This window comes from Pseudoflavitalea rhizosphaerae (assembly GCF_003991355.1).
Taxonomy (GTDB): domain Bacteria; phylum Bacteroidota; class Bacteroidia; order Chitinophagales; family Chitinophagaceae; genus Pseudobacter; species Pseudobacter rhizosphaerae.
Genome location: NZ_RCSU01000003.1, coordinates 394,119 through 415,806, shown reverse-complemented (window position 1 = coordinate 415,806; position 21,688 = coordinate 394,119). Strand labels below are relative to the sequence as shown.

At 47.4% G+C, this 21,688-nt stretch carries 11 protein-coding genes; 10 read left to right on the top strand and 1 reads right to left on the bottom strand.

Annotated features, from left to right (window positions below; genetic code table 11):
• Position 1 precedes the first annotated feature (1 nt).
• From D9Y29_RS07455 to D9Y29_RS07420, 8 genes are all read left to right on the top strand, one after another.
• Positions 2–1,300, top strand: a complete 1,299-nt coding sequence (locus tag D9Y29_RS07455; RefSeq protein WP_127126571.1) for a MutS-related protein — start codon at positions 2–4, stop codon at positions 1,298–1,300.
• 152 nt (positions 1,301–1,452) lie between these two features.
• Positions 1,453–2,769, top strand: coding sequence for a MutS-related protein (locus D9Y29_RS07450; RefSeq protein WP_127126569.1), 1,317 nt, complete (start codon positions 1,453–1,455; stop codon positions 2,767–2,769).
• Between the two features lie 53 nt (positions 2,770–2,822).
• Positions 2,823–5,915, top strand: coding sequence for a S41 family peptidase (locus D9Y29_RS07445; RefSeq protein WP_127126567.1), 3,093 nt, complete (start codon positions 2,823–2,825; stop codon positions 5,913–5,915).
• Positions 5,905–6,456, top strand: a complete 552-nt coding sequence (locus tag D9Y29_RS07440; RefSeq protein ID WP_127126565.1) for an RNA polymerase sigma factor — start codon at positions 5,905–5,907, stop codon at positions 6,454–6,456. The genes D9Y29_RS07445 and D9Y29_RS07440 overlap by 11 nt, the downstream gene beginning before the upstream one ends.
• An 88-nt stretch (positions 6,457–6,544) precedes the next feature.
• On the top strand, positions 6,545–7,654 hold the full coding sequence (locus tag D9Y29_RS07435) for a FecR family protein (RefSeq protein ID WP_127126563.1): 1,110 nt from the start codon (positions 6,545–6,547) through the stop codon (positions 7,652–7,654).
• A 59-nt stretch (positions 7,655–7,713) separates the two neighbouring features.
• On the top strand, positions 7,714–11,052 hold the full coding sequence (locus D9Y29_RS07430; RefSeq protein WP_127126561.1) for a TonB-dependent receptor: 3,339 nt from the start codon (positions 7,714–7,716) through the stop codon (positions 11,050–11,052).
• Positions 11,053–11,063: 11 nt separating this feature from the next.
• Positions 11,064–12,497 (top strand): RagB/SusD family nutrient uptake outer membrane protein, encoded by a 1,434-nt coding sequence (locus D9Y29_RS07425; protein ID WP_127126559.1) that lies wholly within the window; start codon positions 11,064–11,066, stop codon positions 12,495–12,497.
• Between the two features lie 2 nt (positions 12,498–12,499).
• Positions 12,500–14,464: an isoaspartyl peptidase/L-asparaginase gene (locus D9Y29_RS07420; protein WP_241237871.1), complete on the top strand. Its 1,965-nt coding sequence runs from the start codon at positions 12,500–12,502 to the stop codon at positions 14,462–14,464.
• A gap of 211 nt (positions 14,465–14,675) precedes the next feature.
• Here D9Y29_RS07420 and secA read toward each other — a convergent pair whose 3' ends face one another.
• A complete protein-coding gene (gene secA, locus D9Y29_RS07415; RefSeq protein WP_127126557.1) occupies positions 14,676–18,014 on the bottom strand; it encodes a preprotein translocase subunit SecA in 3,339 nt (1,112 codons plus the stop codon).
• 221 nt (positions 18,015–18,235) lie between these two features.
• On the opposite strand from secA, the gene D9Y29_RS07410 reads away from it, so the two are divergent.
• Complete coding sequence (locus D9Y29_RS07410; protein WP_127126555.1) at positions 18,236–18,985, top strand: LexA family transcriptional regulator; 750 nt, start codon at positions 18,236–18,238, stop codon at positions 18,983–18,985.
• Between the two features lie 200 nt (positions 18,986–19,185).
• A complete protein-coding gene (locus D9Y29_RS07405; protein ID WP_127126553.1) occupies positions 19,186–21,684 on the top strand; it encodes a DUF5916 domain-containing protein in 2,499 nt (832 codons plus the stop codon).
• The last annotated feature ends 4 nt before the right edge of the window (positions 21,685–21,688 follow it).

Below are 21,688 nucleotides of genomic sequence, written 5' to 3'. Positions count from 1 at the left end.
CATGTTCTTACAAACAGACGATCAAACTATAGATGACCTGAGATTATTCAGCAAACGAGATACAGCAGGCATCTTTGATCTCTACAATAATACGCATACCCGTGGGGGTGAATTGCTGTTGCAGGAAATGTTCCGCATGCCGCTGGCAGATAAGCAGGCAATCAACCGTCGCAGCAGCATTATAGAGCATTTCTGTAAGCTGAATACATTGTTCCCGTTTGCAGGTTCCACCTTCGATATGGCGGAAAAATACCTGGCTAACAGGAATGAGCAGTCGAATAACGGCATGCAGCAGACATTGAGTGAAAAGGATATACAGAATGGTGTAACGGCCGTGATTGCTCTGATGCAGCAGGTAAAGCAGTTCATAGATGGGAACAACATAAGGAATATTGCTGCATATGAAGAAGAAAGAGGGTTGATGGAATCCCTGCTGGCTGATCCGGTATTTGCACCTGTACTCAGCGAGAAGAGCCAGGGAAAGATTTCGTATGCGGCAGTAACGGCATTTGATGTATTGCTGCGTGTACGCGAAAGACAAAAAGTGGAACGATTGTTATCTCATATTTATAAGCTGGATGTATATATCTCTGTTGCGAATGTAGCCCGTAAAAGGAACTTCATTTTCCCCCAAGCGCTCGAAAAGGGCAGTGGGGAGATGAGGATCGAAGGGCTTTACCATCCTGAATTGCAGCATCCCGTCCCTAATGATATAGCCATGAACAACAACAGGACAGTAGTGTTTCTTACCGGCGCCAACATGGCCGGTAAGAGCACCTTCCTGAGATCTGTGGGTACGGCGGTATACATTGCACATATGGGATTTCCTGTGGCAGCTACTTACATGGAGTTCTCTGTAATGGATGGTATGTATACCACTATCAACCTGCCGGATAATCTCGGTATCGGCGCCAGCCATTTTTATGCGGAGGTATTGCGCGTGAAGAAAGTTGCGGCGGAACTAAAAGCAGGCAAATCTATATTTGTGATTTTTGATGAGCTCTTCCGCGGTACTAATGTGAAAGATGCGCACGAAGCTACGGTGGCCATTACGCTGGCCTTTGCTGAGCGTAAGAACAGCCGGTTCATTATTTCTTCACACATCGTGGAGGCGGCGGACGAGCTGGGTCAAAATTCTTCCATCGGCTTCTGGTTCCTGCCAACAAAAATGAAAGGCAATGTTCCCGAATATACTTATACGTTAGAAGAGGGTGTAACCAATGACCGTCATGGTATGATCATTATCAGAAATGAGCGCATACTGGAGATACTTAAAAATGGCCGCAAGCGCGCCGTTTAGATATTACTCGGAGTGTGCCCAGTCGCTCGCCTCCCGGCGAGTGACTTCTATTCCGTCGCCTCCGGCGACACAGTGTTCGCCGGAGGCGAACCAATACAAGTCACTCGCCAGAGGCGAGCGACTGGGCAGCTGCGAAATAAAATATTACAACCATGAGTTTTAAAATAGACAGGCAAACGCTGGATGAACTGAATTTGCTGGGTAAGTTCCGCCAGGGATCCGTGTACCATTTGTTCAACCAGGTGAAAACGAGAGGAGGAGAGCAATTGCTGGATGAAATGTTCCGCAACCCGCTCACCAATGCAGAGCAGATCAACCAGCGCAGCAGTATTTTCCGTTTCTTCCAGCAGCAGGCATTGAGCTTTCCCTTCGATGTGCAGCAGATCAATCTCATGCGGGAATACATCGACACTTCCAGTGGGAATAGCGCTGGTATGGTGCTGCTTTCAGTATTCGTAAAGAAAACCTTATCCAGCCTTACAAGGGATGAGCGGTACAAAAAGAATATCCAGGGATTACAGGCTACCATCGTTACAATAAAAAGAACAGTTGGTATAGTAGAGCTGTTGCGTAATGCAGGCGGTCCTTTCACAGAAAAAGTAGATGAAGTAAAAAAGATACTGTCAAATCCACAACTGGAAAAACTTGCGAATACCGATATTTACCAGGCCCTGCCATTGAAGAAGCTGGCATTTTATGAACATCTCCTCAAGAACAAAATGCAAAAGGAGATGGAGGATATTTTGTCTTTCATCTATCTACTCGATCTCAATATAGCAGTGGGGAATGTTTCGGCTGCCAAAGGATTCAATTATGCAATTGCTTTACCTGCCGGGAAAAATATACTTGCAGTGCAGGAGCTCAGGCATCCCTGTATCGATAAAGCCATTGGCAACAACCTGGAATTGAAAGAAAACAGCAATGTGCTTTTCCTCACCGGCGCCAATATGGCTGGTAAATCAACTCTGATGAAATCGCTGGGCATTGGACTGTATCTCGCGCATATGGGTTTTCCCGTAGCGGCCGATCAGTTTGATTTTTCAGTACGGGAAGGATTGTATTCGAGTATCAATGTGGCGGATAATATCGGTTTGGGATATTCGCATTTCTATGCCGAAGTTGTCCGTGTGAAGCAGGCTGCGGAAGCCGCTGCCAGCGGGCAAAGGCTGATGCTGATGTTCGATGAATTGTTCAAGGGTACTAATGTGAAAGATGCTTATGATGGAACGCTTGCCGTTACCGAAGCATTTGCTGAATATGCCGATTGTTTATTTGTTGTGTCTACTCATATCATAGAAGTGGGAGAGGCTTTGAAAGCTACGCCCAATATACAGTTCAGGTTCCTGCCAACTATCATGGAAGGGGCGAGACCGAAGTATACTTACAGGCTGGAGCAGGGGATCACAGAAGATCGGCAGGGTATGATGATCATCCGGAATGAAGGCATTTTGGAGATGATCTGTAGCTAGCATTTATTGAGCGCCTTTTTGTAAATTACCCGCTCATCAATGCATGGCCACACATGAAAGGCGTTGTTCTGATTTTGATTTCTGTATTGTGTAATTCTGTACTGACGGCACAAAACAGTCCTACCTGGTTAAGATATCCTGCACTCTCACCAGATGGAAAAACGATCGTGTTTTCCTATCATGGCGACCTCTACACTGTTCCTGCATCCGGAGGATCAGCAAAGTTGTTGGTACAATTGGATGGGCAGGAGCTGATGCCGGTCTGGAGCCGCGATGCCAGGCAGATCGCCTTTGCCGGAAACCGTTCCGGTAATTTTGATCTGTATATTGTTCCTGCACAAGGTGGCGAAGCAAAACAACTCACATGGCATGCTGCCGATGAATTCCCCTCAGACTTTATGGCTAATGGAAATACCATTGTTTTTTCCGCAGCGAGAATGGATGCTCCTGCCTGCCGGCAATTCCCATCCGAATCATTACCTGAATTGTATACTGTACCTGCTGCGGGCGGCAGGGTAAAACAATTACTGACCACCCCTGCTGAAGACGCTAAACTCAGTGCAGATGGGAATCTTATCATTTATCACGATCGAAAGGCAAGAGAGAATCCCTGGCGTAAACACCAGGTTTCTTCCGCTGCAAGAAATATCTGGGTATATGATCAGCATGCTGATTCGCACCGTCAACTAAGTGAATTCATTGGAGAAGACAGAAGCCCTGTGTTCTCTGCCGATCAAGCAGCTATTTATTTTTTAAGCGAAAGATCAGGCAGCTTCAATGTTTTTCAATCTTCACTTTCGGGAAAAGATCAGCCCAGGCAACTGACTTTTTTTAAAGACCATCCTGTCCGGTTCCTCAGCATTGCAAAGAACAATACCATTTGTTTCGGGTACGATGGAGAGATCTGGATCAAAAAAAATAATGCTGCGCCGAAGAAAGTCCTGATCAGGATTCCGGTAACCCCACAGCAGGCGCTTAAACAGGTAGCCATCACAGAGGCAAGTGAGTTTGCCGTTTCACCTTCCGGAAAGGAAATGGCATTCATCGCAAGGGGTGAAGTTTTTGTCAGTAACATACATGGAAAAGAAATCAGACGCATTACAAACACACCCTCAGAGGAGGCTGGTTTGAGCTTTGCTCCCGATGGCCACTCACTGTTATATGCCAGCGAAAATACCGGGACCTGGAAGATCATGCAGGCCGAGGTTGCTCCCGGAAATAATTTTTTCGATGCTGCTCAAATAATAGAGAAGGAACTGATCGGCAATGACCAGGAAAATTACCAGCCTGCCTGGTCGCCCAACGGAAAGGAGATCGCTTATATTGCCAACAGGAATACACTCAGGGTGTACAATATCGCAACAGGAAACTCCCGCGAAATACTTACCGGTGAACAATTGGTGAGCAGGCGGGATCGGGACCAGTATTTTGAATGGAGCCCCGATAGCCGTTGGCTGCTGGTACAATTCACAGAACAGGGGGCCGGAAATGATGAAGTGGGCATCATCGAGGCTTCAGGTAATGACCGCCTCATCAACCTCACCAGGAGTGGCTTTAGTGAAACAAGACCAAAATGGATGATGAATGGGAAAGTGATCCTTTTTTCCAGTGATCGTTCTGGTTTGCATAGTTTCGATAATAGCGGTCCGGCTCAGACTGATATGTTCGCTTTTTTCACGGATGAGAATACCAGGTGGGATTTTGCAGAAAGACGGCAAAAAGATGTGCAAAGGCTCACTACCGTTTCCTCAATGATTGCAGATGCTGTATTGAGTAAAGATGGAAACACACTATACTATCTCGCAAAACTGGAAAATCAATATGACCTCTGGAAAACCGATCTCCAATCAAAAGAAACAAAAAGACTACTACAGCTGAAATTGCCAGCCGGGAGTTTGCAATGGGATAAAGAACAAAAATGGTTGTACCTGCTATCGGATGGGCAACTGATCCGCATTGATCCCGCAACTGCTGTCCAACAACCGGTAAACATCAAAACTGAAATAATCATCGATCCTGCAAAAGAAAGAGCAGCAATGTTCGATCATGTCTGGCGAAGAACAGGCCAGACATTTTATACAGCCGGGTATCACGATGCCAACTGGAAACAGCTCGGCAATGATTACCGCAAATACCTCAGCGGCATCGATAACAATTTCGACTTTGCCGAAATGCTCAACGAGTTATTGGGAGAGTTGAATGTAAGCCATACCGGTGCTGCATTCAACAGAAAGCGCAGGGATATTGAAATAACAGGATCACTGGGAGTTTTCTATGATCAGCAATATGAAGGAGCAGGTATGAAGATCGAAGAAATTATCTCTAATTCTCCGCTTGCCCGGGCATCCTTTGAGGTAAAGCCCGGAGATATCATCCTCAGCGTTGATGGATCAACGATAGCTGCTGATAAAGACATCGATTATTACCTGGCGGGAAAATCAGGGAAAAAGATAGAACTGGAATTGAAAAGCGCTGGGCAGGTCCGCAAAATTGAAATAACAGCACTTACTCCATCGGAAGAAGCCGATCTTCTTTATCAGCGTTGGGTAGAACGCAATCGTCTTGAAACCGAAAAAACCACCAATGGCGAATGGGGCTATGTTCATCTTTACAGGATGAATGATGCTGCCTACCGGAGTGTGTATGAAGAAATATTGGGAAGATACCATCACTGCAAAGGCATCATTGTTGATACCCGCTTCAACCGTGGCGGCGACCTGGCCCCTGAACTCATTAGTTTCCTGAGTGGCACCAGGACCAGGAGCAACACAAATGATCATTTTCTTGCCGGTATAGAACCGGGTTTCCGCTGGACCAAACCAAGCCTGGTGCTGGCCGGCGAATCAAATTACAGCGATGGTCACTGCTTTGTGTACGACTATCAATATCTTCATATGGGCAAACTGATCGGCATGCCGGTGCCCGGCAGTTGTACCTGGATGACAGGACAAACACTGCTGGATCCAACCCTCAGCTACAGCGTACCCACCGTGGGCGTGAAAACGAATGCCGGAAAGTATTTGGAAAACTATCAGACAGAACCGGATATTCGCGTTATGAACGAGTATGGCAAAGTGAGCCAGGGACAGGATCAGCAACTCGAAGAAGCCATCCGCCAAACGAAACAATCTGCGAATGACAGATGATGAACAGAACATAATTTACTGGGATGAGATCCGGAAAGGGAACAAGCAGGCTCTTTTCGATCTGTACAACAATACCTATTTCCACCTCGTGCGTTTCGGGCTGAAGATAACCGCCAATGATGAGCTGGTGAAGGACTGTGTTACCCAGTTGTTCTTTCAACTCTGGGACAAACATAACCGCCTCAATGAAGTGAAGCAGGTGCGGGCCTATCTTTTTACTTCTCTCCGAAGATCACTGATCGATAAGTTGGTCTATTTTTCCAAAACCGATGCTGCTATCCATAAGCTCACAGAGAAAGAAATGATCGAAGAACTGCCTTATGAAGAGATCATTATCCGCGTACAACATGATGAAGAGCTGAAGCAGAAACTGCACAAGGCAATTGAACAACTCACACCCAAACAAAGAGAACTGATCAGGCTCATGTTCTTTGAAGGATATACTTATGAACAGGTGGCTGCTATTACGGAACAAAGCATCAAAACAGCCTACAATACCATTTACAACGCCATTAAGATACTGCGTAAAGTATTGAAATAGCCTCCTTAATAAAGTTTCTAAAAAAATATTCCATTTTTTTCAGGGAAAAATCCGGGAATGCGCCCTCTGTATCTGAAAGGGCTCTTTCATGGATTATCAAAACTACACTGTTGAAGATCTCGTATGCGATGAATCCTTTCAGCGCTATTGCCTGGGCAATGACCCCACTGCTATTCAATTCTGGGAATCCTGGGTCCGGGAGAATCCACAGCAAAAAGAAATTGTTGAGGAGGCTGTCCGCCTCTTTGAAGTGATCAGCGCCAAACAAGGCAATCTCTCAATACAGCTGGAAAATCTAAAAGATGGTATCCGCCGTTTTGATATGCTCAAGATGGCTTTGGAAAAAGAAGAGGATACTTTACAGGGAACAGTTCCTCATCATTATCCAAACAGGTTCAGGTGGCGAATCGGTATTGCTGCGTCTGTGCTTGCTTTGGCAACAGCGGGTTATTTCTTCTTCAAGCTATCGTCCCCCAAATCTGATAGCTCTGCAACTTTCAAACACATAGCAACTGAAACAGGAATCGTATCTGGCAATGAGCCCCGGAAGACCGTGGTATTGCCAGACGGTTCTGTTGTAACACTGCGCAGCAACAGCAAACTGGTGCTGGCAAAAGATTTCAATACCTCTTCCCGTGAATTGCATCTTTCCGGCGAAGCATTTTTTGATGTGGCCCATCAGCAAAACAGGCCATTCGTTGTGCATACCGAAGAAGTGAATATCGAAGTATTGGGGACAGTGTTCAATGTGAGCGCTTACCCGGAAAATGACTCAACTGAAACTGCCTTGTTCAGGGGAAAAGTAGCTGTCACCAGGAACGGTCATCCTGAAGAAAAGGTGATCTTATCGCCCAGTCAAAAGATCGTGTACGCTCATAAAGAAAACAAAGTTGACAATGAAAGGAACAAACCTTTCCATGTTGTAACGATGCTTCCTGATCCTGTGAACCATAAGGCCAAAGAGATCGCCTGGGTGAGGAACAGGCTCAAGATTGAGGATGAACCCCTGGAAGTGATTGCAGCCAGACTGCAGCAATGGTATGGTATCCCGATCGGTTTTGCCAGTGAAGAAGTAAAATCGTACCGCTACTCAGGCACGTTCGAAAGTGAATCTGTGGTGAAAGCGCTTGAAGCATTGCAATTATCTTATCCTTTCAGTTTCGATATCCGGAAAGACAGCATCCTTATCAGCAAATAGCGGATGCCTGCATCGATATTTCGCCCCATTGATTTGATCATCATAAACCAAACTGTGTTATGAAGACTGCCCATACAACCGGCCCGGGTATCTCCTACAGGCCGTTATCACATTTTGTCAAGCTCACTGCATTCTTACTGGTGATGGTCTGTATGCAGGTACAGGCAAATGGATTCGCCCAGCAAAAGATCAATCTCAAACTGCACAAGGCCACGCTCAAACAGTTATTGAATGAGGTGGAGAAACAAACCCTGTACAGGTTCGTGTATCATACCGGTACACTGCCGGCAGATAAAAAACTCGATATCTCCGTTAAAGATGCAGACCTGGACCAGGTGCTGCAACAGGCTTTCAAAGGATTACCACTTAATTATTCTGTAAAAGAAGACAACCTGGTAGTAGTGTTTTCCACTGCTCAAAACCCTGCGCAGGATAAAACGGTTAAGGGAATTGTTACCGGTCCTGACGGCAAGCCATTGGCCGGTGTGTCTGTTCTGGTAACAGGCACTTCCGCAGGTACTACAACTGATGCCAACGGGAATTACAGTTTGCAGGTTCCTGACAAGGCAAAGACCCTGGAGTTTACTTTGGTGGGATATGTTGATGAGTTAGTATCGATCAACAAACCAGTGATCAATGTAACGATGCGACTGTCTGCCACCAATCTTAACGAAGTGGTAGTGACGGGTTATACCAGTTATTCAAGGAATAAATCAGTTTCCGCTGCCACCACTGTGGGAGGAGATAAAATAAATGATGTTCCTGCTGCTACTTTCGAGCAGGCATTGCAGGGACGTGTTCCCGGTTTGAATATTTCCGCTGTTTCCGGCCAGCCTGGAACCAGCGCCAGGGTACTGTTGCGCGGCGTGGGATCAATTGCCGGCAATAATGATGTTCTGTATGTGATGGATGGAGTGCCCATTGAATCAGGCGCTTTCATGGCATTGAACCCTGGTGATATCGAATCAGTAACTGTACTGAAAGATGCATCTGCCAAAGCGATCTATGGTTCACGCGGCTCCAATGGTGTGATCGTGATCACTACCAAAAGAGGAAAAGCAGGAAAGCTTGCTGTGGAATACAGATCACAATATGGTGTATCCGCTCTTACTTCCACGAAGTTCAGGATGATGAATTCCGCGGAAAGAAAACAGTTCGAAGAAGAGATCGGAGTGGAAACCGGATCAGAGGCCGGGCCATTCTGGACCTACTCCAAATTGAATCCTGATTATGCCGGTAAATCGCCTGCAGAAAAAGCGGAAGCAGATCATATGGTGGATAGTCTTCTCCACATGAATACCGATTGGCGCGATCTCTTCATGCGTAATGGTAAATTCATGGAACAACAGATCAGCGCCAGCGGCGGTAATCAGAATATCCGTTTCTATACTTCGCTCAATTATTTCGATCAGCAGGGTCTTGTAAAGGTTTCCGATCTGAAAAGATATACGCTGAAGAATAATCTCGATTTTACCTACGGAAAATTTTCCGCCAACCTCAACCTGAATATCGGTTACTCTAAATCAAATCTTATTCAGAACGAAAACGGCACCGGCGCCAACAACCCGTTGTCTGCCGTGTATTATGCACTACCTTACGAGTATCCTTATGCGCCAGACGGCAAACTGGTTACTACGGAAGATGGTGATGAGTATCCTGTTTTCGATCTCCGTGAAGGAAGTGATTCCTATGCACGTATGTTGAATACCACCAACAAGCAGGATCAACTGAAAACGGTGATGAGCCTTTCTCTGAGCTATTCCATCGCAAGGGGGCTTGTTGCTAAAACCAGACTGGGCGTTGATTACCGGGATATCACTTCAGAGCAATGGATCAATCCCGATTCCTATGCAGGCAGAAGGGTTTCCAATGGAAGGCTGGGTTCATTCGGGGAAGGTATCAACCGTCGTACCTCACTGGTATCCACTTCAGGTTTTACCTATAATAATGTGTTCAATGATGATCATGATATTGAAGTTTCCGCTCTGTATGAATTCCTGAGCAATAAGTACAGGAGATTCAGTTATACAGGATTTGGCCTGGATTCAAGACTGCCACATACGCCGGCAGGCATTGGCGATCCTTCTACTTACACCCCCACTCTGGGTGGCAGCAGAACGGAAAATGCCATGTCTTCCCTGATCGGCCTGGCCCGTTACACCTACAAGAATAAATATACATTGAACGCCAGTTACAGGTATGATGGATCTTCCACCTTGCCTGAACATAACCGTTGGCATGGCTTCTATTCCTTTGGTGTGAGCTGGGAAGCAAAGCGTGAAGATTTTTTATCTGAGGTGGATGCCATATCCAGTCTTCGTTTCAGGACCAGCTACGGTACCACAGCCAGCCCGTTTCCATTGGATTTTGCTTACCTGGCAACGTACGGACTTTCCACCTATGGTGGTGAAACTGGCATTATTCCCACATCCCCCGGTAATACGGGATATGATTGGGAATATGCAAAAGAGTTGAACGTTGGCTTTGATCTTGGCCTGATCAGGAACAGGATCAGGCTGACTGCTGAATACTATAACAGGATCACCAGTAATCTATTCATCGATCAACCCTTGCCCGCCACTTCAGGTTTTACCGAATTGTCTATCAGTTCCGGCAAAATGAGGAACCGCGGAGTTGAAATCGATCTGCAGGCAGATGTAGTTAAAACCAGGGACCTGCTGGTAACCGTAGGTGGAAATATGGGATACAACAAAAATGTGGTACTTGATCTCGGTGGCGAGGAAGAGTTTGAATTCCAGTATACCGGTATACTCAGACCAGGTCTCCCTTACGGTGCTCATTATGCGCCAAAATGGGCCGGTGTAAACCGGGATAACGGAGACCCTCAGTATTATACGAGAGACGGCCAGATCACAACAGATTATGACGCCAATACCCTTAGCGTTGCAGATTTTGGAACATATATTCCTGTGATCACCGGCGGCTTCAATGCGGCCGTTACCTGGAAGGATTTTTACTTCAATGCATTGTTCTCATTCAATGCAAAAGTGATGCGCTATAACAATGAAGACTATTTCAATGAGAATCCCAGCTTCACCACCAGTAATCAATCTGTAAGATTTCTGTATGACCGGTGGAAAAAGCCTGGTGACAATGCGGTCCTGCCCAGGATCGATGCGCCAAGGAACTATACTTCCAGGGATATTCAGGATGCATCCTATGTGCGTTTGAGAAATGTGAACATCGGGTATAACCTGCCCAAATCACTGATCAGTAAATGGAAATTCATTACCGGCGTTCAGATCAACCTGCAAGGACAGAACCTCCTCACCTGGACCAATTGGAGAGGCTTCGATCCTGAAAATGGTAATGAGTATGCCCGGTTCAGCTATCCTTCACCGAGAACTTATGTTGTAGGATTAAACGTTAACTTTTAATTGCCCTGATCATGAAAAATAAATATTTCTATAAAAACATCATACTGAGTTCAGTTGCTGCAATAATGGGGCTCAGTTCCTGTAATAAACAACTCGATCTGAAGCCTTCGGATGATATAGATCCTTCCAAGGCTTTCCGGAATGTAAAGGATGTGAACGCAGGAGTGCTGGGAGCTTACAGTGCATTGAACTATTACAGTAGCATCTTTTATACTACCCGTATCACCGATGAAGTGATGTTACCCTCCGAAAACAGTACCGGTAGTGGTGTTGCTACTTATCGCTGGCAGTACGATGGAACTTTTCAGCATGATGCATACTATGATAATTACAAAGCTATCGACAGATTGAACCGGGTACTGGCGGCAGTGGATGATATACCTGCGTTGGCTGGCGAAGAAACTGAATTGAAAGCCCAATACAAAGGAGAGTTGCTGGCGATGCGCGCTTACTGCCATTTTGAGCTGATCAGGAATTTCGCTTCCGGCTATGTGGCAGACTCGATGGGGGTTATTTACATGGAAAGATCTGAACTTTCCAGGCCCGCCCGTCTCAGTTTTGGAGCAACGATGGAAAAGATCAATGCTGATCTGATAGCAGCTAAAGATCTGATCCCGGCCAGCTTTGACGATAATACCAGGATCACAAAACTGGCCGTTTCGGCTATACAGGCCCGTGTTGCCCTATATGAAAAGAACTGGCCCAATGCCATCAAATACGCAACAGAAGTGATCAACGGAATGCCACTGGCTTCCAGGGCCAATTTCCCGAAGATATGGCATGAAGAAGCGCCCGCTGAAGTGATCTGGAAACTGAAAAGAGTGCCTTCCGATGATGAAACACCGCTGGGCAATGTATATACACAGGAAACATTCCTCACCAATCCGGCAGGCTCCAGGATCTATTACGCCGCCTCACATGAGCTCACGGATCTCTTTGATCAAACAAATGATATCCGCTTCTCTTCCTATATCGTGATCGATCCGCAAAGGCTGGCCGATGGAAAAATGCCCAATGCTGTTATCAAGTATACCAACAATGGCGCCACCAACCGCAACCTGGTTGATATTAAATTGTTCCGTACCGGCGAAATGTACCTGATCCGTTCTGAAGCCTATGCAGGCGACGGCCAGTTGGGGCTTGGTATTGATGACCTCAATGATCTGCGTGCCGCCAGAATCAGTGGTTATGTTGATCAGACTTTTGCTAACAAAGATGCCCTCCTGGCCGCGATCGAAAAGGAAAGGTTCAAGGAACTGGCATTTGAAGGCCATCGTCACCACGACTTGCGAAGATGGAACCTGCCTATCACCAGGCTGCCACAGGATGCAGTGAATGCACTGGGCGCGGTGAACCTACCGCCCACCAAAGCACAGTACAGGTGGCCAATCCCCAACTCCGAACTTCGGGTAAACCCTAATCTGAAACAAAATCCATTTTATTGATCATGATACGTACCAAATGGAATAAATACGTTTTACAGGCTGCAGCAGGTTTGCTGGCAGCCTGTAACGTTTATGCACAATCGAATCCTTCCCTGAAACTGACCGGAGATCCGGCTGATGTTACCACTCCCACAAAAGGCGGCGTGGTACTGATTGGTGGCGGAGGCAATGTGGATGGCGCTTTCAAATGGATGATCCACCGCAGCGGTGGCGGAGATGTAGTGGTGATCAGGGCTTCCGGCGATTATCTTTACAACGATGATATCGCCAAACTGGGAAAAGTGAACTCCGTGGAAACATTGCTGATCAATTCCCGGGAGGTGGCCAATGACGAAAAAGTAGCTAACACTATCCGCAATGCAGAAATGCTGTTCATCACCGGCGGCGATCAGAGCAATTACATGAACTTCTGGAGAAATACAAAAACTTCCGAAGCCATCAACTACCTGCTCAATCAAAAGAAAGTGCCGGTAGGAGGCACCAGCGCTGGTTGCGCCGTGCTCAGCGGATTTTATTACAGTGGTGAAACCGGCAGTGCTACTGCTGAGATCCTGAATGATCCATTCGATAAAAATGTAACGCTGTACAACAATGATTTCCTGCAACCTCCCTACCTGAAGAATGTACTCACGGATCAACACTATACACAGCGCAGGCGCCAGGGCAGACATGTTACCTTTCTGAGCCGTATCATCAACGACTGGAAAGTATTTCCCAAAGGCATCGCACCCGATGAAAGAACAGCGGTATGCATCGATGAGAACGGTAATGCAAAAGTGATCGGGGAAGGCAAAGCCTATTTCCTTATCACTGATGCGACCACTGCACCTGAACGGGTGAAAGCTGGAGACCCCCTGCAATGGAAAGCCGATAAGAAAGCGATCCGTGTATATGAGATCCAGGGCAGCGAAACAGGAGCCGGGTATTTTTCTGTGTCTGACTTCGATGCCGCCAAAGCCAAAGGCGGCACCTGGTACCGGTGGTGGGTGGATAAAGGCGAATGGCAACAGAGCCCTGAAGACAAATTTGTAATTGTTGTGCACGGCGGCGCAGGCACCATCCTCAAAAGTAAAATGACGCCTGAAAAAGAAGCGGCTTACAAAAAAGGGTTGCAGCAGGCGCTCGAAGCAGGCTATGCAAAATGGAAAACAGGAGCGCCCGCGCTGGATGCAGTGGAAGCCGCCATTCATGTGCTGGAGGATAACCCCTTGTTCAATGCAGGCAAAGGAGCGGTGTTCACGCATGATGGAAAGAATGAGCTGGACGCGAGTATCATGAATGGAAAAACTTTAGAAGCGGGATCTGTTGCGGGTGTAAGAACTTTGCGTCATCCTATCTCTGCTGCCCGCGCTGTGATGGAAAGATCGGAACATGTAATGATGGTGGGTGCAGCCGCAGAACAATTTGCCAAAGAAGCAGGAATGGAGATTGTGAAGCCGGAATACTTCCGCACTGAGGAACGCTGGAAGCAATTGCAACAGGCGATCAAGGAAGATGAACAGAAAGCAAAACTTGATCATAGCTATCACAAAGCAGGCGCCATCAACGTGGACAATAAATTCGGGACCGTTGGTTGCGTGGTGCTGGATAAGAGCGGCTTCATTGCTGCCGGCACTTCAACCGGTGGTATGACGAATAAAAAATATGGCCGTGTAGGCGATTCTCCCATCATCGGCGCCGGAACCTATGCCAATGGAACCGTAGGCGTGTCATGCACCGGTTGGGGTGAATTCTATATCCGCTCCGTTGTGGCTTATGATCTGGCCGCGCAAATGGAATACAAAGGTTTCACCGTGCAGGATGCCGGTAAATCAGTGATAAGTAAAGTGGGCAAGCTGGGTGGAGATGGCGGATTGATCGCACTGGATGCGAATGGAAACGTAGCAATGCCTTTCAATACGGAAGGGATGTACAGGGGAACAGTGACGGCTGACGGAAAGATAGATATCGAGATTTATAAAAACTAGTTCTGGTTGAGGTCGGTTAGAAGTTACATTTACTCGGAGTGCAGTCGCTCGCCTCCCGGCGAGTGACCTGTATTTCTTCGCCTCTGGCGAAGGATCGCCAGAGGCGATCAAATAAAAGTCGCTCGCCTCCGGCGAGTGACTGGCCACTGCGAAAACAAAAGGATGCACTTTACCGGGTGCATCCTTTTGTTATGTGATCTGGCAGACTTGCTTACGCATCCTTACCATGACAATTCTTGAACTTCTTACCGCTTCCACAAGGACAAGGATCATTCCTTCCGATCTTCGGTCCAACTTTCACAGGTTCCTGTTTTGAATCTGCTCCGGAGGGATCGAAATAATCGTTTTCATTCGCGGCATAATCTTCGCCCCTGGCATCGATCTCTTCCTTGTTGGCTTTCATGCGGCTCATGTCTGTCTTCTGCTCGCGGCCTTCGCGGATCTGCGCCTGTTGTTGCTGCGGATTGTCCTGCTCGATAGGAATAGTAGCGTGAGCGAGGAATCCAACGATGTCTTTATTCAGTTCGCTGCCCATTTGTTTGAACAGGTCGAAGGCGGTGAGTTTGTAGATCACCAGCGGATCTTTCTGTTCCAGGTAAGCGGTCTGTACGCTTTGTTTGAGATCATCCATGGCGCGGAGATGTTCTTTCCAGGCATCATCGATCACGGCCAGTGTGATCTGGCGCTCCAGGGCGCCTGTGAGCTCACGGCCTTCCGTTTGGATGGTTTTGTCGAGATTGGCGAGGACCTGCATTCCTTTCTTGCCATCGGTGAAAGGCACTACCACATTCTCGATATGGCTTCCCTGTGTTTGGCGGATATTGCGGAACACGGGCACAGCCTGTGTTTGCAGGTCTGTGATCTTGCGCTGGTAGCGTTCAGTAGCTTCGTTGTATAATTTATCAGACAGTTGCTGATCGTTTCCTTTTTCAAATTCTTCGGCAGTGATGGTGCTGTCGATACCGAAGCCCATGATGGACGCCATGCGGAATCCTTCATAGTCGTTCTGCTCTTTGAATCCACCTACGATGCTTTGTGAAACGCCGTAGAATGCTTCATCGAGGTCAACAGCGAGACGGTCGCCAAACAGGGCGTGGTTACGTTTTTCGTAGATCACGTTACGTTGTTTGTTCATCACATCGTCATATTCGAGGAGGCGTTTACGGATGCCGAAGTTGTTCTCTTCCACTTTCCTTTGTGCGCGCTCGATGCTGCGCGTTACCATGCTGTGCTGGATCACTTCACCTTCTTTGTATCCGAAGCGGTCCATGATCTTGGCGATACGCTCGCTACCGAAGAGGCGCATCAGCTCATCTTCGAGCGATACATAGAATTGTGTGGTCCCGGGATCGCCCTGACGACCTGCACGACCACGCAACTGGCGGTCTACACGGCGGCTCTCGTGACGCTCTGTACCGATGATGGCCAGACCGCCTGCTTCTTTCACACCAGGCCCGAGCTTGATATCCGTACCACGACCCGCCATATTGGTAGCGATGGTAACAGCTCCGGCCAGACCGGCTTCAGCCACCACCTGTGCTTCACGGGCGTGTTGTTTTGCGTTCAATACATTGTGCGGGATCTTCTTCACCTGCAGCATCTTGCCCAGCAGCTCACTCACTTCCACGTTGGTAGTACCCACCAGAACAGGACGGCCCTCAGCGCGCAGTCTCTCGATCTCATCGATCACCGCTTTATACTTTTCGCGTTTTGTTTTGTACACGAGGTCTTCCTGATCTTTACGCACCGCTTTCATATTCGTGGGAACGGTTACTACATCCAATTTGTAAATATCCCAGAACTCACCTGCTTCAGTAACCGCAGTACCGGTCATACCGGCAAGTTTGTGGTACATCCTGAAATAGTTCTGCAGGGTGATGGTGGCGTAAGTTTGGGTAGCCGCTTCGATCTTCACATTTTCCTTAGCCTCTATCGCCTGGTGCAGACCATCGGAATAACGGCGGCCATCCAGGATACGGCCTGTTTGTTCGTCAACGATCTTCACCTGACCATCCATTACCACGTACTCGATGTCTTTATCGAAGAGGGTATAGGCTTTCAGCAGTTGCTGAACGGTGTGGATACGGTCCGCTTTAACGGTGTATTCGTTGAGGATGGCTTCTTTTTGTGCGAGCTTCTCTTCTGCAGAGGCTTCGCTTCTGTCGATCTCTGCCAGGTTCACACTGATATCGGGCAGTACAAAGAACTCTGGATCTTCACCTGCTCTTGTGATGGCCTGGATACCTTTATCGGTGAGGTCGACCTGGTTGTTCTTCTCATCGATATGGAAGTACAGTTCCTGGTCAACAGTTGGCATTTGTTTTTGCTGGTCGGCGAGATAGTAGTTCTCTGATTTCTGGAGTTTCACTCTCACGCCTGGCTCGCTGAGGAATTTGATAAGGGCGCTGGCCTTGGGAAGACCGCGGAAAGCACGCATCAGCGCCAGGCCGCCGCTCTTGGGATCATCATCTCCGTCGGCAAATAATTTCTTGGCTTCGTTCAGGTATTTGTTGGTCACCTGTTTCTGTGCTTCCACCAGTTGCTGAACGCGGCTTTTGAGAATATGGTATTGCTGATCGTCTCCTTTGGGAACGGGACCAGAGATGATCAGCGGTGTACGGGCATCATCGATCAATACGGAGTCCACCTCATCCACCATCGCATAATGGTGTTTGCGTTGCACCATTTCTTCCGGTGTATGCACCATGTTATCGCGGAGATAATCGAAACCGAATTCGTTATTGGTACCGTAGGTAAGATCTGCCAGGTAAGCATTGCGGCGGGCAGTGCTGTTGGGCTGGTGTTTATCGATACAATCCACCGTGAGGCCGAGCCATTCGAAGATGGTGCCGTTCCATTCGGAGTCACGTTTGGCGAGATAATCGTTCACCGTTACGATGTGAACGCCTGCTCCTGCGAGCGCGTTGAGGTAGGCGGGGAGCGTACTCACCAGCGTTTTACCCTCACCGGTAGCCATCTCCGCGATCTTGCCCTGGTGCAGTGCGATACCACCCATGAGCTGTACATCGTAGTGCACCATGTTCCAGGTAACGGTGTTGCCACCGGCTGTCCAGGAATTATTGAAAATGGACTTATCGCCTTCGATGCGCACATAATCTTTCTTCACGCTGAGGTCGCGGTCCAATTCTGTTGCAGTGGATTCGATCTGTGTATTTTCTTTGAAGCGTCGCGCAGTTTCTTTCACTACGGCGAAAGCTTCGGGGAGGATCTCTTTGAGTACTTCCTCGATGGCTTTATTACGGTCTTTACGGAGCTTGTCCACTTCCTGGTAGAGGGCCTCTTTTCCATTGATATCGCTAAAGGGAAGGGCTTCTGCATCTGCATTCAGTTTGGTGATCTCTTCGTCGATGGAACGAAGATGGTCGCTGATCCGTGCTTTGAATTCCTGGGTTTTGTTCCTGAGCTGGTCATTGGAAAGTGACTGGTAAGAGCTAAAATGCTGATTGATCTTTTCTACCAGAGGAAGGAAGGATTTGATATCTTTTTCCGACTTACTGCCTCCGAAGATCTTGGAAATAAAACCTAACATGTTATAGCTAATTGTTTAATTTAAATGAAATCACCTTAACCTCACACGGGATCCATTTGCACAGAGGGAGGCAGAGGAGCCGGTGAAATCCGGATATGGTTGTCAAAAAAGATGCTAGGCTTTGATAACTAGCCAATTTGACAGGATGCCAAAGGTAAGAAAATAAAGTTTTGGGCGTATTGATAAAAAAGTTAGTATATTAGCGCTAAATTTATTAGTCTATGTCTCAAGCTGGTAAGAATCTCAAGTATCTCCGAAAGCTCCGGGGATGGACGCAGGAGGAATTTGCCACCAGGCTGGGAATCAAGAGATCCCTGCTGGGCGCGTATGAAGAGGAGAGGGCAGAGCCCCGCATCGAAGTGCTTGAACTGGTGGGTGATATTTTCAAGTTAACCCTGGATGATCTTTTGCTGAAAGACCTGGGAGATACCAGGGGGAATTACCTCAGTAAGCGTCGCGCACAGAAAATGGCAGCAGGTACTGCAGAGATCCAGTTCGTTCCGGTAAAAGCGGCAGCCGGTTACCTCGCGGGATATGCTGATCCTGAATTTATCGATGAGTTGAACACCTTTACACTTCCCATGCTTTCTCCCGGTTCTTACCGCGCCTTCGAGATCATCGGGGATTCGATGGCGCCCACAGCCAGCGGTTCGGTGATCGTTTGTGAAAAAGTAGATGAGATCGATGACCTGCGCAACAACAATACTTATATTGTGGTGACCCGCAATGAAGGCATCGTATATAAGAGGGTGATGAAAAGCAATCGTACAAAGAACAAGCTCACACTGATCAGTGATAACGCTTCCTATCAACCTTATACCATAAACTCCGAGGATGTGCTCGAGTTGTGGAAGGCCGCATACATCATGGGCAAAGCCAATCAGCAACAGCGTTGGGATGTGAATCAGCTTGCCAGTATGGTGAATACTTTGCAGGAGCAGGTAAGCACCATGAAGAAGAAAATGAACTAGGCAGCAGCAGTTTTTTGATCGCGTTTGTCTTGATAGCTTATTGGTCACCGTTACCAACGAAGAGAAAATCTGCTATTATCCGTATCCGGGGCATTTCGTATAAGTACGAATTGTGTCTTGGTTAATAAACGTTTCATGAATTGGGGATTTACGTGGATTTTTCCGATCGATCGGCTAACTTTGCACCCCCAAACGCCAACATGCGACGTGAACTAACTGCAATACTGGTCCTCTCCTGCATAGGTATGCAACTGCATGCGCAGAAGAAAATTGCGCAGGCAGTCAAGTCCACGGAATTCATTCATATCGACGGAACCCTCGATGAGCCTGAATGGGCGCAGGTTCCCGTTTCCACTGATTTTATCACCAATGGCCCTGTATTTGGGTTGCCTGCCAGTTCCAAAACGGAAGTGCGGGTGTTGTACGACAATACGGCCATCTATATAGGTGCTTACCTCTATGACGATCCGGCAGCAGTCCGTCGTCAGTTCACAGCGCGCGACAATGCGCAAACAGCCGATGTCGATTATTTCTCGGTCTTCTTCGATACCTATAATGATCAGCAGAATGCTTTCCAGTTCCAGGTCACTACACGCAATGTGCAAAGCGATGCAAGGGTCTCTCCCAATGCCAGCACTGGTTATGGTGTTTATGGTGATCTCACCTGGGACGCCGTATGGGATAGCAAAGTGAGTTTCGAAAAAGACCGTTGGGTGGTGGAGATGAAGATCCCTTTTTTCGCTATCCGCTTTCCCGGTAAGAATATTCAGGACTGGGGCGTACAGTTCCTTCGCTTCAGTCGCCGTAATAATGAAACCACTTTTTGGAATCCAGTGAATCCAAACATAAATGGATTTGTTTTGCAGTTTGGAAAACTGACCGGTCTGGAAGAGATCAAGCCGCCACTCCGGCTAAGCTTTTCACCTTATGTAAGCGGTGGTTATCGCTCTACGCCACAGCTGGGAGAAAAGGGGCAATACGAAACACTCAAGAGTGGAGGAATGGACGTAAAATACGGGATCAGTGAAAGCTTTACGCTGGACGCCACGCTGATACCGGATTTCGGACAGGTGATCTCGGATGATATCGTGAACAATATTTCCCCGTTTGAGATCGAATTCAGGGAGAACCGGCCTTTTTTCACAGAAGGCACAGAGCTATTCAATAAGGCCGGGATCTTTTATTCCCGTCGCATCGGCAAAGTGCCGGACAGGTATGAAGAGATCAAGTACAATGCACGTTATGGAGAGTATCCGGGATATATGCTGCAAAAGAATCCATCCGTTACGCGTTTATACAATGCCGTTAAATTTTCAGGAAGGACCGATGGTAACCTCGGGATCGGTATTTTCAATTCCATCACCGAGCCGGTGAAGGCGAAGCTGGGCAATCCACTCACCGGGAAAGATTCTACTATTCTGTCTGAGCCTTTTGCCAATTATAATATCATAGTTCTGGACCAGGCATTGAAGAACAGGTCCTATATCACTTTCACCAATACCAATGTGCTACGCGAAGGAAATGAACGTGATGCCAATGTGAGTGCGCTCGATATTGCGTTGTACGACAAGAAGAACCTTTACGGATTTGTTTTGAAACCAAGGTTCAGCGCCATCTTCGATTCCAGTGGCGGCTACAATGGAATCTCCAACTATGCGGAGTTCGGGAAAGTGAGTGGCAAGCTGCAATTCAGCGTCAGCAATGAATTGCAGACGGCTAAGTATGATCCCAATGATCTTGGTTTTCTTACTGCACCCAATCGTTTTGCCAACAAGGCTGAAGTGAGTTATAATATTTATGAGGCCAGTAAATGGTTCATCAATCAGAGTTATGGTTTGTCGTTTCAACAGCGTTACCTGTTCAAGCCATTCCTGTACGAGCGAACGCAAATGGAGGTATTTGGTTTCTGGCTCTTTAAAAATTTCTGGGACCTCCGGCTTTCGGTGGATATCGCGCCACATTGGTACAATGATTATTTTGAGATGCAGACGCCTTACGATCTGTTAGCCACCCCCCGTCAGCCTCTGAAGAAAGCACCCTATTATTCTTTCTTCACGGATGGCAGCACAGACAGCCGGAAGAGACTGTTCGTGGGATGGAGCCTGGGATTTGCAGAAGGACCACTGCCGAATGACCCTTATCATAAGATCGAATTGTCTGCCCGTTACCGTTTCAGCGACAGGTTCTCGCTTTCCGGCAGTTTCTCAAAACAGTACGATAATGGTCAATGGGGCTATGCGTTCTTTCGTGATGGAGCTGATAATAATCCTGTTCTGGCAAGAAGACAATACACGGATATCAGTACGCAGCTCAGCGGTATTTACAATTTCACACCGCGGATGAATATCACATTCCGTGCGCGACATTTCTGGAACAGGTTATTAAATACCAATCTCTATCATATCAGGCATGATGGTTACTGGGATGAGAGAACAGACCTGGTGCCGCAGGATTACAATATCAACTATAATGCATTCAACCTTGATGTATTCTATACCTGGGATTTCAGGTTGGGGAGCCGCATCATACTTGGCTGGAAGAATTGGCTGGGCAGGGATTATGAAGAATACATCAACGGCGCGCGTTATCATAGTTATACGGATAATGCAAAGCGTGTGTTTGCCACTCCGCATGGCAATGAATTCACTCTACGGTTCATCTACTTCCTCAATTATGAGCAATTGAGAAAAAGAAAATAGGAGA